This is a genomic window from Kitasatospora sp. NPDC002040 (assembly GCF_040296785.1).
In the GTDB taxonomy this organism is placed as follows: domain Bacteria; phylum Actinomycetota; class Actinomycetes; order Streptomycetales; family Streptomycetaceae; genus Kitasatospora.
Window position 1 is genome coordinate 244,834 of record NZ_JBEOXV010000004.1, and the last position, 14,055, is coordinate 258,888.

Below are 14,055 nucleotides of genomic sequence, written 5' to 3' on the forward strand. Positions count from 1 at the left end.
GCAAAAAGGAAGGCCGTCCGATGACCGCCTCGCACATCCCCGAGCCGCCCAAGTGGGGCATCACGCTGCCGCTGCCCGGCCTGACCATCGACCGGCACCGGTTCATCGTGGAGCGCCTGCCCGACCTCGGCTACACCGACGTCTGGAGCGCCGAGGGCGGCGGCACCGACGCCTTCACCCCGCTGGCCGCCACCGCCGCCTGGTCGCCGAGCCTGCGGATCGGCACCGGCATCGTCCCGGTGCACACCCGGGGCCCGGCGGTGCTGGCCCAGACCGCCGCCACGCTGGCCCAACTGGCCCCAGGAAGGCTGCTGCTGGGGATCGGCGCGTCCGTCCCGGCGCATGTCACCGACATCAACGGCATCCCGTTCGACGAGCCGTTCAAGCGGACCAGGGACGTGCTGCGGTTCGTCACCCGGGCACTGCGCGGCGAGCACATCGCCGGGGACTTCGACACCTTCTCGATCACCGGGTACCGGCTGCCGCACCCGCCCGTGGAGCCGGTCAAGGTGATCCTCGGCGCGCTCCGCCCCGGCATGCTGCGGCTCGGCTTCAACGAGGGCGACGGGGCGATCACCAACCTGCTGTTCCCCGAGGACGTGCCCAAGGTGCTGGACGCGGTCGGCCCGCAGCCGCCCGGCAAGGAGCTGGTGGTCAAGGTCTTCGTCTGCCCGACCGAGGACACCGACTACGCCCACCGCGCCACCCGTCCCTTCCTGGCCTGGATCCTCAACCGGGAGCCGTACCGGAAGTTCCACGAGTGGCTCGGCCACGGCGAGTTGCTCGCCGAGGCGCACGAGCGCTGGGCGGCCGGCGACCCGGAGGGCTCGCAGCAGGCGCTGCCCGACGAGGTGGTGGACGGCCTGTTCATCTCCGGCTCCCCCGAGGAGTGCCGGGAGCGGATCATGCAGTACCACCGCCCGGGGGTCACCACCATCCAGCTGTACGTGTCGCTGCCGCCCGAGGTCTTCGTCAGCCGGGCCCGGCTGCTGGACACCCTGGCCCGGCTCGGCCCGGCCGCGGGCTGAGGGAGCGCGATGGAACTCGAACTGCGCGGCGGCGTCCGCGCCGCCCCCGTCACCGGCCGGACGCCCAGGGAGCGGCAGGCGCTGCGGTTCGCCCCGGACCCGAGGGACCGCACGGCCGATCCGGCCCATGTCACCAGGACCGCCCGGGAGAACGAGGAGGACGGGCTCGACAGCGCCCTGGTGGTGCAGTCGAGTTCCTGGCCCGACCCGTGGCTGGTGGGCGCCTGGGCACTGGCGGCCACCAGCCGGCTCCGGATCGCCGTGGCCCACCGGGTCGGCACCACCGCCCCGACCGTCGCGGCCCGCCAACTGGCCACCCTGGACCGGCTCTCCGGCGGCCGGGCGGCGGCCCATGTGATCGTCGGCTCCAGCGACCTGGACGTGGCCAGGGACGGCGACCGCCTCGGCAAACCGGACCGGTACCGCCGGGCCGACGAGTACCTGGCCCTGCTCCGCCGGTCACTGACGGAGGACCAGGAGTTCGACCACAGCGGCGAGTTCTACCAGGTCCAGGGCGCCCGGGCCGGGCTACGGCCGGAGCCCGGCGGCGAGCTGATCTCCTTCGGCGGCTCCTCCCCCGCCGGGTTGCAGCTGGCCGCCCGGCACGCCGAGGTGTACGCCGTCCCCTCGCTCCCGCTGCCCGACACCCGGCGGCGGATCGGCGAAGTACGGGCCGCCGCAGCCGAGTTCGGGCGGAGCCTGCGGATCTGGCGGCACCTCACCCTGGTGCTCGCCGACACCGACGAGGCCGCCCGGGAGCGGGTCAAGGAGCTGCGCCGGGACGCCCTGCGGCTCACCTCCGGCCCGGACGGCCACCGGTTCGCCGAGGCGGTGGCGCTGGACCGCGACCGCGAGCGCGGCCGGGTGCCGGACCAGCAGGCGGCCGACCAGGTGACCGCGTACGTCCGCCGCTCGTTCGCCGCCGCGTACGCCGGCTCCCCGGCCACCGTGGCCGACCGGATCGGTGCACTGCACTCGGCGGGGGTGGACATCGTCCAGCTCGACCTCGCCGTGGAGACGGACCGGGACCGGGAGCTGCGCAGGGAGCTGGTCTCCCGGCTGCGCACCGGCACCCACCGGCACGGCTGGTAGCCCGACCCGACCCGACCGACCTTCCAGGGAGAACCCCATGACCGGCTACGCCGCCGACGGGCAGATCGTGATCAGCGGCTCGATCGCCACCGACCACCTGATGACCTTCCCCGGCCTGATCTCCGACCAGTTGCTGCCCGACCAGCTCGCCGAGGTCTCGCTCTCGTTCCTGGTGGACGGGCTGGAGATCCGGCGCGGCGGGGTCGGCGCCAACATCGCCCTCGGCCTGGGCCGGCTCGGCCTGCGGCCGCTGCTGGTCGGGGCGGCCGGGGCCGACCACGGGGAGTACGACGACTGGCTGCGCGCCAACGGCGTGGACACCCGGGGCGTGCTCACCGTCCCGGACCGGTACACCGCCCGCTTCCTGTGCACCACCGACCGGGCGCAGAACCAGATCGCCTCGTTCTACCCGGGTGCGATGAGCCTGGCCGCCGGGATCGCCCTGCCCGAGGTGCTCGACCGCACCGGCCCCGCCCGGCTGGTGCTGATCGGGCCCGACGACCCGGCGGCCATGCTGCGCCGGACCGCCGAGTCCCGGGCGGCGGGCATCCCGTTCGCCGCCGACCCCTCGCAGCAGCTGGCCCGGCTGACCGGCGACCAGGTCCGCACCCTGGTCGACGGCGCGCGGTGGCTGTTCAGCAACGCGTACGAGCGCAGCCTGCTGCTGGAGCGGACCGGGCTGACCGGGGCCGAGCTGCTGGCGCGGGTCGGCACCTGGTTCACCACCCTGGGGGCGGACGGCGTGCTGATCGAGCGTCAGGGCGAGCCGCCGGTCGAGGTCCGCCCGCCGGCCGAGCTGCGCCGGGCCGACCCGACCGGCGTCGGCGACGCGTTCCGGGCCGGGGTGCTGGCCGGCGAGGTCTGGGGCCTGCCGCTGCCGGTCTCGGCCCGGGTCGGCTGCCTGCTGGCCACCCTGGTGCTGGAGTCGGTCGGCACTCAGGAGTACGGGTACGAGCCGGCCGCGTTCCTCACCCGCCTCGCAGGGGCGTACGGCGGGGAGACCGCCGACCTGGTGCGGCCGCACCTGGGTGCGGCCTGACCGAAAACCGGAGGCCGGGGGTGGGTGGCGGATGACAGCATGGCGGGATGAACGACGCCGTGCACCCTTCCGCCACCCGTACCCGTGAGGACCTGGCCGCCCTGGTCGCGGCCGGCGCGCGGCCCAAGTACCTGATGTTCTGGGGCCACCGACCGGAGCGGGACGGCGGGGTCGGGCCCGGTTCGCTGAGCCAGTGGTGGCCGTCCGCCTTCACCGTGGACGGGGTGCGGTACGCCACCGCCGAGCACTGGATGATGGCGGGCAAGGCCCGGCTGTTCGGCGACGCGCAGTCGCTGGAGCGGATCCTGGCCGCCCGTACCCCGGCCGAGGCGAAGAACCTCGGGCGGCTGGTCCGCGGCTTCGACGACGCGCGCTGGTCGGCCGCCCGGTTCGACCTGGTGGTGGCGGGAAACCTGGCCAAGTTCGGCCAGGACCCTTCGCTGCGCGCCTACTTGGTGGGCACCGCGCAGCGGGTGCTGGTGGAGGCCAGCCCGCTGGACCGGGTCTGGGGCATCGGGCTGGCCGCCGATGACGCGCGGGCGCTCCGCCCGGCCGACTGGCGCGGCCTCAACCTGCTCGGCTTCGCCCTGATGGCGGCCCGGGAGCAGCTGGCCGCCGGCGCCTGAGCCGCCGCTGCTGCCCCCTGCAGCGGCTACCCCGGGTGGCGCTCCCGGAACGCCGCGGCCTTGGCCCGGTTGCCGCAGCCCGCCATCTCGCACCAGCGGCGCACGCCCCGGCGGGAGCGGTCCACGTAGAGCCGGGTGCAGGGCTCGGAGGCGCACTCCCGGATCGGCGCGCCGAGCGGCAGCGCGAACAGCTCCTGGGCCGACCGCGCCACCGTGGCCAGGACCGCCGCCGCACTGCCGGTGCGGCGCAGGGTGCCGTCGGGGCGCAGGTCGAGGCCGAGCACGGGGCCGTCCGCCAACCGGTTCAGCAGCCTGCGGTCGGCCGTGGGGTAGGGCTCCCCCGCCACCGCCGCCAGGCCCAGCCGGTAGACCGCCTCGCGGAGCCGGTGCGCCTGCTCCAGCTCCTCCGGGCCCGCCTGGACCGGCTGGTCGACCAGCCCGGCGGCGGCCGTCCAGGCACCCAGGTCGGCCGGCTCCCGGAGCAGGTCACGGGCGAGGGTACGGCGCCGCTGCACCGTACCGACCAGATCGAGGGCGGGGTCACCGCCGACAAAGACGAACTCCATCGCCCCAGCATAGCCAACTAACCCCTCAGACCGGTTGCACCGGTGATCGCCACCCCCTAGGCTGTGGGTAACCACTTAGCGCGGTTACCAGTCGACGAAGCCTGGCATTCCACCAAGTGACCCCACCAGTAAGGGAGTCGAGAATGGCGATCAAGGTAGCGATCAACGGATTCGGTCGGATCGGCCGGGGCTTCGTCCGAGCCGCCCTGCAGCAGGGCGCGGACCTGGAGATCGTCGCGGTGAACGACCTGACCGACGCGGCCACCCTGGCCCACCTGCTCTCCTACGACAGCACCATGGGCCGGCTGGAGCGCGAGGTCGAGGTCGACGGCGACGCCATCGTGGTGAACGGCCGCCGGGTGAAGGTGCTCGCCGAGCGCGACCCGGCCCGACTGCCCTGGGGCGAGCTGGGCGTGGACGTGGTGGTCGAGTCGACCGGCGTCTTCACCGACGCCGTCCGGGCCCGGGCCCACCTGGACGCCGGCGCCCGCAAGGTGCTGATCTCGGCACCGGCCTCGAACGAGGACATCACCCTCGCGTACGGCGTCAACCACGACCGGTACGACGCCGACGTGCACCACATCGTGTCGAACGCCTCCTGCACCACCAACTGCCTCGCCCCGCTGGCCAAGGTGCTGGACGACGGGCTGGGCATCGAGAGCGGTCTGATGACCACGGTGCACGCCTACACCCAGGACCAGAACCTCCAGGACGGCCCGCACAAGGACCTGCGCCGGGCCCGGGCCGCCGCCACCAACATCGTGCCCACCTCCACCGGCGCCGCCAAGGCGATCGGCCTGGTGCTGCCGCAGCTGAACGGCAAGCTGGCCGGCTCCTCGCTCCGCGTCCCGGTCCCGGTCGGCTCGATCACCGACCTGACCGCCCACGTCACCCGCCCGACCACCGTCGAGGAGGTGAACGCGCTGTTCGCGAAGGCCGCCGCCGAGGGCCCGCTGGCCGGCGTACTGCGCTACTCCGAGGCCCCGCTGGTCTCCAGCGACATCGTCGGCGACCCGCACTCCTGCATCTTCGACGCCGGGCTGACCACCGTCGGCGGCAACGGACGGCACGTCAAGATCTTCGGCTGGTACGACAACGAGTCGGGCTTCTCGCACCGCGTGGTGGACGTGGTCCGCCTGCTCGGCGCCTGACCCCCCGGGTCCCGGAAAACGCCCCGACTCACCGCCGTAACACAACTGCCGTATCAGCGGGCCAGGATGGCCGCAGGGACGATCCGGCAGACTCAGGACGGTGCGATGACGGTGCGCGATCTCGACCCCGGGACGACGGAGGACGTCCAGGCCCTGCGGACGGAGCTGGACGAACTGCTGCGGGCCCGCCGCTACGCGGCGCAGCGGGAACACCGGCTCACCGAGGCGGTGCAGTCCGGGACCACCGATCCCGAACTGCACCGCCAACTGGCGCAGATCCGCACCCTGCGGGACGGACTCGGCTCCCGCCACCTGGAGTTGAGCGAGCGTCTACTGGCCCTGGAGGACCACCGCCGGGAGCAGGACGCCGTACCCGCCCAGCGCCGCCGCCCGACCGGCGCCCGGTTCGGCGGGGCGTACGAGGAGAGCCCCGCTCCCCAGCCCGCTCCCGCGGTGGCCGCCGCTCCGATGCGCGGCGCCCGGTTCGCCGGGGTCACGGTGCCCGAACCCGAGCCGCAGGCACCCGACCCCGCCCCGCAGCAACCGCAGCCGCAGGCCCCCGAACCGCGCAGCGCAGCGGAGTTGGCCGCCCTGGCGGCCCGGATCACCGCGCTGCACCGGCGCGGCTCCGCCCAGGAGTCCGCCGCCGTCACGGCGCAGGCCGCCGTGGTGCTGGCCCCCGGGGACGTGGCCCGGCTGATCGCCCTGCTGCGGACCGAGGGCCCGCCCGGCGCGGCCGGCTACCTGGCCCGGGCGGTGGCCCACGGCGCCGCCGGGCCGGCCGCCGCCACCCTGGCCGAGCTGCGCCGGGGCGGCCTGGCCGAGGAGGCGGCCGCCCTGTTCCACGCGCTCTGGGGCTACCCGGCCACCGAACTCCCGGCCCTGTTGGCCGCCTTGGAGCAGGTCGGGCTCTCCGCCGACGGCCTCACCCTGCTCTGGGAGTGGGGCTCGGCCCCGCCCGCCGAGCTGGCCGCCCTGGCCGGCTGCCTGCGCGCCGCCGGACGGGCCGAGGACGCGCACCGGCTGCTGCACCAGGCGGCCGGCCGCCGCCCCGGCGAACTCGCCGCCACCGCACTCCAGTTGGACCTCCAGCTGGCCGACGCGCTGAGCCAACGGGTGGCCCGGCTGCGCTCCCCCTCGGACCTGGCCCAGTACGCGGCCGGGCTGACCGCCTCGCCCGCGCACTACCAGTCGCTGCTGGCGGCCGTCGGCGCCCAGGACGAGATCCGGGCCCGCGCCGCCCTCGCCGCCCTGCGCACCGCGGGCCTGCCGATCCGCTGAGCCGGGCAGCACGAAGGCCCCCGACCGGGCAGGTCGGGGGCCTTCGGAGGAAGAACCTGTCAGCAGCCGATCAGGCGCGCGCCCAGGTAGGACTTCACCTGGTCGAGCGAGACCCGCTCCTGCGCCATGGTGTCACGCTCGCGGATGGTGACCGCGTTGTCCTCGAGGGTGTCGAAGTCGACCGTGACGCAGAACGGCGTGCCGATCTCGTCCTGCCGGCGGTAGCGCTTGCCGATCGCGCCCGCGTCGTCGAACTCGACGTTCCACGCGGTGCGCAGGTCGGCGGCCAGGCCGCGCGCCTTCGGCGAGAGGTCGGCGTTGCGCGACAGCGGCAGCACCGCGACCTTCACCGGGGCGAGCCGGGGGTCGAGCCGCATGCCGACCCGCTTCTCCATGACGCCCTTGGCGTTCGGCGCCTCGTCCTCGAAGTAGGCGTCGATCAGGAAGGCCAGCATGGCGCGGTTCAGACCGGCTGCGGGCTCGATGACGTACGGGTAGTACCGCTCGCCGGACTCCTGGTCGAAGTACTTCAGGTCCTGGCCGCTGGCCTCGCTGTGCACGGTGAGGTCGTAGTCGGTGCGGTTGGCCAGGCCCTCCAGCTCGGAGAACTCGCTGCCGCCGAAGTTGAAGCGGTACTCGATGTCCACGGTGCGCTTGGCGTAGTGGGAGAGCTTCTCCTTCGGGTGCTCGAAGAAGCGCATGTTCTCGGTCCGCAGGCCGAGGCCGACGTACCAGTCCCAGCGCTGCTGGAGCCAGTACTCGTGCCACTGCTCGTCCTCGCCCGGCTTGACGAAGAACTCCATCTCCATCTGCTCGAACTCGCGGGTGCGGAAGATGAAGTTGCCGGGGGTGATCTCGTTCCGGAAGCTCTTGCCGACCTGGGCGATGCCGAACGGCGGCTTCTTGCGCGAAGTCGTCTGCACCGCCTTGAAGTTGGTGAAGATGCCCTGCGCGGTCTCCGGGCGCAGGTAGGCCAGGCCGGACGCGTCCTCGGTGACACCGAGGTGCGTCTTCAGCATGCCCGAGAACTCCTTGGGCGCGGTGAAGCCGCCCTTGTTGCCGCAGTTCGGACAGTTGACGTCGGCCAGGCCGTTGGCCGGGACGCGGCCGTGCTTGGCCTCGTACGCCTCCTCCAGGTGGTCCGCCCGGAACCGCTTGTGGCAGGAGAGGCACTCGGTCAGCGGGTCGTTGAAGGTCGCGACGTGACCGGAGGCCTCCCAGACCTCACGGGCCAGGATCACCGACGAGTCGAGCCCGACGACGTCCTCCCGAGCGGTGACCATCGAACGCCACCACTGGCGCTTGATGTTCTCCTTGAGCTCGACGCCCAGCGGCCCGTAGTCCCAGGCGGCACGGGTGCCGCCGTAGATCTCGCTGCAGGGGTAGACGAAGCCACGGCGCTTGCTCAGGCTGACGATCGTGTCGATCTTGTCGGCGGCCACAGTGCTCTCTTCAGTACGACGTCCCGGCAGGACGGCACGGTCAAGGCGCGGCTGGTTGCACGCACCCGAATACCTCCAGAGGTTACCGGGATCGGGGTGGGGGGTTCACATCGGTATTCGTCCGCCTGCCGGTGTGTCGAACCGACGATCGGCTTGTTCGATGGTCGATCGAGTTGACAATCATTTCCAGTTAAGTTGAGAATGGTTGTCATGATGTTGCGACGCGTCCCCACCTCCATAGCCCTGACCGCCACCGCCGTCGTCGGCGCCCTCGCCCTCTCCGCCTGCGGCGGTTCGAGCAGCGCCAAGGACGGCTCCGGCAAGCTGGACGTGGTCGCGTCGTTCTATCCGATGCAGTTCCTCGCCGAGCAGATCGGCGGCGAGCACGTGAAGGTGACCGACCTCACCGCGGCCGGCGCCGAGCCGCACGACCTGGAGCTGACCGCCAAGCAGGTCGCCAAGGTCAAGGGCGCCGACCTGGTGGTCTACCTCAAGGGCCTGCAGCCCACCGTGGACAAGGCCGTCGCGCAGACCGACGCCAAGCACGTGGTGGACGCCACCGCCGCCTCCCCGCTGGTCGACCACCACCTGGCCGAGGGGCACTCCGAGGGCGACGGCCACGAGCACGAGGACGCCGCCGGCGACCCGCACCTCTGGCTCGACCCGAACCGCTACGCCGCCGTCGCCAAGGGCGTCGGCTCCGAGCTGGCCAAGGCCGACCCGGCGCACGCCGCCGACTACCAGAAGAACACCGACCGGATGGTGGCCGACCTGGCCGCGCTGGACCAGGAGTTCAAGGCCGGCCTGCAGGACGCCAAGGGCAAGTCCTTCGTCACCAGCCACGCCGCCTTCGGCTACCTCGCCGACGCCTTCGGCATCAACCAGATCGCCATCAACGGCGTCGACCCCGACGCCGAGCCCACCCCGGCCCGCCTGGCCGAGATCCAGAAGGCGGCCAAGGAGCACGGCGTCACCACGATCTTCTTCGAGACCCTGGTCAGCCCCAAGCTCGCCGAGACGGTCGCCAAGGACCTCGGTCTGAAGACCGCCGTCCTGGACCCGCTGGAGGGCGTCAAGGACCAGGCGAAGGACAACTACTTCTCGGTCATGCGGCAGAACCTGGCCAACCTCAAGACCGCCTTCGGCACCACCGGCTGACGGGACATCGGACACTCATGAGCTCTGTCATACCCAAGGCCCCTGCGGTCGGAGGAGCGCGGCACCCCCGTGAGGCGGGTGCCGCGCCCGCGGCCGTCTGCCTCTGCGACGCCGTCGCCTCGCTCGGCGGCCGGCCCGTGCTGCGCGGCGTGGACCTCAAGGTCCAGCCGGGCGAGGTGGTCGCGCTGCTCGGGGCCAACGGCTCCGGCAAGTCCACCACCGTGAAGTCGGTGATCGGCGCCGTCCCGCTGGAGCGGGGCGGCCTGGAGCTGTTCGGCACCCCCTTCGCCAGGTTCCGCGCCTGGCACCGGATCGGCTACGTGCCGCAGCGCACCACCGCCGCCAGCGGGGTGCCCGCCACCGTCCGCGAGGTGGTCTCCACCGGCCGGCTGCCGCAGCACGGGCTGTTCCCGTTCCGCCGCAAGGACAGGGCTGCGGTCGACCGGGCCCTGACCCAGGTCGGCATGCTGGACCGGGCCGAGGACGGGGTGGCCGGGCTCTCCGGCGGCCAGCACCAGCGGGTGCTGATCGCCCGCGCCCTGGTCGGCGCGCCCGAACTGCTGATCATGGACGAGCCGATGGCCGGGGTCGACGTGGCCAGCCAGCAGGTGCTCGCCGACACCCTCCGGGACGAGGTCGGCCGCGGCACCGCCGTCCTGCTGGTGCTGCACGAACTCGGCCCGCTGGAGCCGCTGATCGACCGCACCGTGGTGCTCCGCGACGGCTGCGTCGCGTACGACGGCCCGCCGATCCCGAGCACCGGCCAGTACGCCCTGCCGGGCCACGACCACGTGCACCCCCACGGCGACGACCACCTGACGACCCCTGGACTGCTGTCATGACCGAGATGCTCAGCTACGACTTCATGCAGCGGGCGCTGATCGCCGCCGTGCTGGTCGGCATCACCGCGCCCGCCGTCGGCATCTACCTGGTGCAGCGCCGGCAGGCGCTGATGGGCGACGGCATGGGCCATGTCGCGCTCACCGGTGTCGGCCTCGGCTTCTTCTTCCAGACCAGCCCGGTCTGGATGGCCGTGCTGGTCTGCGTGCTCGGCGCGGTGGTGATGGAGCTGGTCCGCTCGCGCGGCAACCAGCGCGGCGACATCGCGCTGGCGATGCTCTTCTACGGCGGCATGGCCTGCGGGAAGATGCTGGTCAGCATGAGCGCCCAGGCGGGCAACGGCAGCCTGGAGAGCTACCTGTGGGGCTCGATCCTCACCGTCGCCCCGAGCGACCTGCTCACCATCACCGTGCTCGCCGCCGTGGTCATCGCAGTCACCATCGGCCTGCGCCGCCAGCTCTTCGCGATCTGCCAGGACGAGGAGTTCGCCAAGGTCACCGGTCTGCCGGTGCGCTTCCTCAACCTGCTGCTCGCCGTGATGGCCGCGGTCACCGTCACGGTGGCCATGCGGGTGGTCGGCCTGCTGCTGGTCAGCGCCCTGATGGTGGTTCCGGTGGTGGCCGCCCAGCAGCTCACCCGCTCGTTCGCGATGACCCAGGCCGCCTCGATCGGGCTCGGCATCACGGTCGCGGTGGCCGGCGTGACCGGCTCGTACCAGGCCGACCTGCCGTCGGGGCCGACCATCGTGCTGCTGGCCATCGTGGTCTTCGCGGTGCTCAGTGCGATCGCCGCGCCACTGGCCCGGCGGCGGCACCGGCACCGGCCCGCGGTCGACCACGGGCCCGAGGTGTGCGAGGTCCGGCTGCCCGATCAGCAGCGGGGCGCGGACGATTCGGTCACCAGTCGGGGGCTGGCACAATGAGGTGCCAGACCACCCCACGACCAGGAGGACCCACGGTGACCACCGCAGGCCCGTCGCGTGCCCGATCGACCAGGCAGCGTGCCGCCGTCTCGGCGGCCCTGGACGAGATCGAGGACTTCCGCAGTGCGCAGGAGCTGCACGACCTGCTCAAGCACCGCGGCGACTCGGTCGGCCTGACCACCGTCTACCGCACCCTGCAGTCGCTGGCCGACGCCGGTGAGGTGGACGTGCTGCGCACCTCCGACGGCGAGGCGGTCTACCGCCGTTGCAGCAGTGGGCACCACCACCACCTGGTCTGCCGCAGCTGCGGCTCCACCGTCGAGGTCGAGGGCCCGGCGGTCGAGCGCTGGGCCAACGCGGTCGCGGCCGAGCACGGCTACAGCGACATCGCGCACACCCTGGAGATCTTCGGCACCTGCGCGGAGTGCGCCAAGAAGGCCTGAACACCGGACACGTCCGAGGGCCCGTACGCAACCGCGTACGGGCCCTCGGACGTGTCCGGGCTCAGCGCTGGGCCGGGACCTCGACCTCGTTCGGGATCGCCCCGCCGAAGCGGCGGTCGCGCATCGCGAACTGCTCGCAGGCGCGCCACAGGTCGCGGCGGTCGAAGTCCGGCCAGAGCACGTCCTGGAACACGAACTCGGCGTAGGCGCTCTGCCAGAGCAGGAAGTTGGAGGTCCGCTGCTCCCCGCTGGGGCGCAGGAAGAGGTCCACGTCCGGCATGTCGGGGTGGTACAGGTACTTGCTGATGGTCTTCTCGTTGACCTTGCCCGGGTCGAGCTTCCCGCTCGCCACGTCGCGGGCGATCGCCGCCATGGCGTCGGCGATCTCGGCCCGGCCGCCGTAGTTGACGCACATGTAGAGGGTGACGGCGTCGTTGCCCTTGGTCTGCTCCTCGGCGACCTGGAGCTCCTGCACCACGCTCTTCCAGAGCTTGGGCATCCGCCCGGCCCAGCGGATCCGGACGCCCATCGCGTCCATCTCGTCGCGGCGGCGGCGGATCACGTCCCGGTTGAAGTTCATCAGGAACTTCACCTCCTCCGGGGACCGCTTCCAGTTCTCGGTGGAGAAGGCGTACAGCGACACGTTCTTGACGCCCAGCTCGATCGCGCCCTTGAGCACGTCCAGCACCACCGACTCGCCGATCTTGTGGCCCTCGGTGCGGGGCAGCCCGCGCTCCTTGGCCCAGCGGCCGTTGCCGTCCATCACGATCGCCACGTGCTCCGGCACCAGCTCACCCGGGAGCTTCGGCGGCAGGGCGCCACTCGGGTGCGGGGTCGGCGGGAGGTAGTCCCGCTGCTTGCTGCCGAAGAGCCGTCGCGCTGCCATGCTCACTTCTCCACGTATCTCATCGAGCGGATACCCCGCTCCAGGTGCCACTGCAGGTAGGCCGCGACCAGGCCGCTGCCCTCCCGCCAGTACCGGGACTCACATCCGTCCGCCGTCCGCCAGTCCCCTGACAGCAGCGCACCGAGCAGTACCAGTGTCTCAGGGGAGGGTACGGCACAGCCAGGCACGCGGCAGTCGCCGCAGAGCACCCCGCCCGCCTGCAGCGAGAAGAACCGGTTCGGACCGGGCAGCCCGCACTTCGCGCAGTCGGTGAAGCTGGCGCCGTAGCCGTTGACCGCCAGCGAGCGGAGCAGGAACGCGTCCAGCACCAGGTGCGACTGGTGCGTGCCCGCGGCCAGCGTCCGCAGGCCGCCGACCAGCAGCAGGTACTGCTGGACGGCCGGCTCGCCCTCGTTCTCCGCGAACCGCTCGGCGGTCTCCAGCATCGCGGTGCCCGCGGTGTAGCGGCCGTAGTCGGTGACGATGGTGCCGCCGTACGGCGCGATCGTCTCCACCTGCGTACAGAGCGGCAGACCCCGCCCGAACAGCTCCGAGCCCCGGCTGAAGAACTGCACGTCCACGTGCGAGAACGGCTCCAGCCGTGCCCCGAACTTCGACTTCGTCTTACGGATGCCCCGGGCCACCGCCCGCACCTTGCCGTGCTGACGGGTCAACAGGGTGATGATCCGGTCGGCCTCGCCCAACTTCTGGGTGCGCAGCACCACGCCGTCGTCCCGGAACAGACTCATGCCCCCATTGTCCCGTACGCCACCGACACCCCACGCCGGACCGACGACGAGCACCCCGCAAGCCCACACCCCAAGCCCCACCGCACGCCGGCCCGCAGCCCCTACCCGCCTGCCCCCGAAAGCCCGCCGCAGGCGAAACCGCACAGCCGCAAGCCCGCACCCGGTCATGTGGGGGGACCAGTGGGTGCGGGTGCGGCGGGTCCGGAGGGGGGAGTCGGACCCGGCTCAGTGGGGGGCGCTGGTGGCTGCCTCCAGGAGTTCGTCGACGCGGCTGCCGGGGAGCTTGAGGCAGCGGCCGACGGCGGCGAGGGCGGCACGCTCCTGCGGGAGGTACCGGCCGTCGGCCAGGGCGATCCAGGCGCCTTGGAGCACCAGCCGCTCCCGGCCCTGCTGGGCCAGGTGGGGGGCCAACGGCTCGATGGCGGCGTGCAGTTCGACGGTCAGCCCGTTGCCGGGCCCGGTCAGGTCGAGCGGTGCTTCGCCGCCGACCCCGGAGAGGGCGGCCAGTGCGGCCAGCACCTGGGCCTCCCCGCAGTCCTCGAACCCGGCCTCGCGGATCACGCCGCAGGCCGCGTCCCGGGCCGGACGGCTGCCGGTGCCACCGGCCGCGAGCAGGGCGAGCGCGACGGTGTACTGGGCGTCCCGCAGCATCGCGGACAGCCGGACGGAGGTGAGCTGGTCAAGGGTCTCGACGCCGTAGCGGCGGTGGCAGGAGGTGCACTGCACGCAGCCGACCACCGGGCCGAGCGGCAGCACCGGAGTGCCGAGCAACCGCAGCCACCGCCGGCCGTGCTGCCGACGGTAGTTGCGGTCCCCGCCACAGCCCGGACAG

General features: G+C 72.7%; 15 protein-coding genes. 10 read left to right on the forward strand and 5 right to left on the reverse strand.

Annotated elements, in window-relative coordinates; all coding sequences use genetic code 11:
• Positions 1–20: 20 nt before the first annotated feature.
• From ABT118_RS14210 to ybiA, 4 genes are read left to right on the forward strand one after another with little or no spacing between them, the layout of a single operon-like run.
• Positions 21–1,028, forward strand: coding sequence for an LLM class F420-dependent oxidoreductase (locus tag ABT118_RS14210; RefSeq protein ID WP_350668329.1), 1,008 nt, complete (start codon positions 21–23; stop codon positions 1,026–1,028).
• Between the two features lie 9 nt (positions 1,029–1,037).
• Positions 1,038–2,120 (forward strand): LLM class flavin-dependent oxidoreductase, encoded by a 1,083-nt coding sequence (locus ABT118_RS14215; RefSeq protein WP_350668330.1) that lies wholly within the window; start codon positions 1,038–1,040, stop codon positions 2,118–2,120.
• Positions 2,121–2,157: 37 nt separating this feature from the next.
• Entirely contained in the window at positions 2,158–3,159 is a 1,002-nt protein-coding gene (locus ABT118_RS14220; RefSeq protein ID WP_350668331.1) for a PfkB family carbohydrate kinase, read from the forward strand.
• Between the two features lie 47 nt (positions 3,160–3,206).
• Positions 3,207–3,785, forward strand: a complete 579-nt coding sequence (gene ybiA, locus ABT118_RS14225; RefSeq protein ID WP_350668333.1) for a riboflavin biosynthesis intermediates N-glycosidase — start codon at positions 3,207–3,209, stop codon at positions 3,783–3,785.
• A gap of 26 nt (positions 3,786–3,811) precedes the next feature.
• Here ybiA and ABT118_RS14230 read toward each other — a convergent pair whose 3' ends face one another.
• Positions 3,812–4,351 carry a CGNR zinc finger domain-containing protein gene (locus ABT118_RS14230; protein WP_350668335.1) on the reverse strand — a complete coding sequence of 180 codons (540 nt, stop codon included), beginning with the start codon at positions 4,349–4,351 and terminating at the stop codon, positions 3,812–3,814.
• Between the two features lie 143 nt (positions 4,352–4,494).
• On the opposite strand from ABT118_RS14230, the gene gap reads away from it, so the two are divergent.
• Both gap and ABT118_RS14240 read left to right on the forward strand, forming a co-directional pair.
• Positions 4,495–5,502: a type I glyceraldehyde-3-phosphate dehydrogenase gene (gap, locus tag ABT118_RS14235; RefSeq protein ID WP_350668336.1), complete on the forward strand. Its 1,008-nt coding sequence runs from the start codon at positions 4,495–4,497 to the stop codon at positions 5,500–5,502.
• A gap of 105 nt (positions 5,503–5,607) precedes the next feature.
• Positions 5,608–6,783, forward strand: coding sequence for a hypothetical protein (locus ABT118_RS14240; RefSeq protein ID WP_350668337.1), 1,176 nt, complete (start codon positions 5,608–5,610; stop codon positions 6,781–6,783).
• 59 nt (positions 6,784–6,842) lie between these two features.
• On the opposite strand, the gene ABT118_RS14245 is transcribed toward ABT118_RS14240, so the two are convergent.
• Entirely contained in the window at positions 6,843–8,225 is a 1,383-nt protein-coding gene (locus tag ABT118_RS14245; RefSeq protein ID WP_350668338.1) for a glycine--tRNA ligase, read from the reverse strand.
• Positions 8,226–8,435: 210 nt separating this feature from the next.
• On the opposite strand from ABT118_RS14245, the gene ABT118_RS14250 reads away from it, so the two are divergent.
• From ABT118_RS14250 to ABT118_RS14265, 4 genes are read left to right on the forward strand one after another with little or no spacing between them, the layout of a single operon-like run.
• A complete protein-coding gene (locus ABT118_RS14250; RefSeq protein ID WP_350668339.1) occupies positions 8,436–9,383 on the forward strand; it encodes a metal ABC transporter substrate-binding protein in 948 nt (315 codons plus the stop codon).
• Between the two features lie 17 nt (positions 9,384–9,400).
• On the forward strand, positions 9,401–10,225 hold the full coding sequence (locus ABT118_RS14255) for a metal ABC transporter ATP-binding protein (RefSeq protein ID WP_350668340.1): 825 nt from the start codon (positions 9,401–9,403) through the stop codon (positions 10,223–10,225).
• Positions 10,222–11,145, forward strand: coding sequence for a metal ABC transporter permease (locus ABT118_RS14260; RefSeq protein ID WP_502884547.1), 924 nt, complete (start codon positions 10,222–10,224; stop codon positions 11,143–11,145). The genes ABT118_RS14255 and ABT118_RS14260 overlap by 4 nt, the downstream gene beginning before the upstream one ends.
• Before the next feature lie 35 nt (positions 11,146–11,180).
• Positions 11,181–11,588: a Fur family transcriptional regulator gene (locus ABT118_RS14265; protein ID WP_350668341.1), complete on the forward strand. Its 408-nt coding sequence runs from the start codon at positions 11,181–11,183 to the stop codon at positions 11,586–11,588.
• A gap of 61 nt (positions 11,589–11,649) precedes the next feature.
• On the opposite strand, the gene ABT118_RS14270 is transcribed toward ABT118_RS14265, so the two are convergent.
• From ABT118_RS14270 to ABT118_RS14280, 3 genes are all read right to left on the reverse strand, one after another.
• A complete protein-coding gene (locus ABT118_RS14270; protein ID WP_350668342.1) occupies positions 11,650–12,474 on the reverse strand; it encodes an isoprenyl transferase in 825 nt (274 codons plus the stop codon).
• Between the two features lie 2 nt (positions 12,475–12,476).
• Positions 12,477–13,223, reverse strand: coding sequence for a DNA repair protein RecO (recO, locus tag ABT118_RS14275; protein WP_350668343.1), 747 nt, complete (start codon positions 13,221–13,223; stop codon positions 12,477–12,479).
• Positions 13,224–13,448: 225 nt separating this feature from the next.
• Positions 13,449–13,994: a TerB family tellurite resistance protein gene (locus tag ABT118_RS14280; protein ID WP_350668344.1), complete on the reverse strand. Its 546-nt coding sequence runs from the start codon at positions 13,992–13,994 to the stop codon at positions 13,449–13,451.
• Positions 13,995–14,055: the final 61 nt, after the last annotated feature.

What these genes read in the sequence shown, in the direction of transcription:
- ABT118_RS14215 (WP_350668330.1), top strand. Translation starts at nt 1,038, where the DNA reads ATGGAACTCGAACTGCGCGGCGGCGTCCGCGCCGCCCCCGTCACCGGC.
- ABT118_RS14230 (WP_350668335.1), bottom strand. Translation starts at nt 4,351, where the DNA reads ATGGAGTTCGTCTTTGTCGGCGGTGACCCCGCCCTCGATCTGGTCGGT.
- ABT118_RS14250 (WP_350668339.1), top strand. Translation starts at nt 8,436, where the DNA reads ATGATGTTGCGACGCGTCCCCACCTCCATAGCCCTGACCGCCACCGCC.
- gap (WP_350668336.1), top strand. Translation starts at nt 4,495, where the DNA reads ATGGCGATCAAGGTAGCGATCAACGGATTCGGTCGGATCGGCCGGGGC.
- ABT118_RS14260 (WP_502884547.1), top strand. Translation starts at nt 10,222, where the DNA reads ATGACCGAGATGCTCAGCTACGACTTCATGCAGCGGGCGCTGATCGCC.
- ABT118_RS14240 (WP_350668337.1), top strand. Translation starts at nt 5,608, where the DNA reads ATGACGGTGCGCGATCTCGACCCCGGGACGACGGAGGACGTCCAGGCC.
- ABT118_RS14255 (WP_350668340.1), top strand. Translation starts at nt 9,401, where the DNA reads ATGAGCTCTGTCATACCCAAGGCCCCTGCGGTCGGAGGAGCGCGGCAC.
- ABT118_RS14220 (WP_350668331.1), top strand. Translation starts at nt 2,158, where the DNA reads ATGACCGGCTACGCCGCCGACGGGCAGATCGTGATCAGCGGCTCGATC.
- ABT118_RS14210 (WP_350668329.1), top strand. Translation starts at nt 21, where the DNA reads ATGACCGCCTCGCACATCCCCGAGCCGCCCAAGTGGGGCATCACGCTG.
- recO (WP_350668343.1), bottom strand. Translation starts at nt 13,223, where the DNA reads ATGAGTCTGTTCCGGGACGACGGCGTGGTGCTGCGCACCCAGAAGTTG.
- ybiA (WP_350668333.1), top strand. Translation starts at nt 3,207, where the DNA reads ATGAACGACGCCGTGCACCCTTCCGCCACCCGTACCCGTGAGGACCTG.
- ABT118_RS14270 (WP_350668342.1), bottom strand. Translation starts at nt 12,474, where the DNA reads ATGGCAGCGCGACGGCTCTTCGGCAGCAAGCAGCGGGACTACCTCCCG.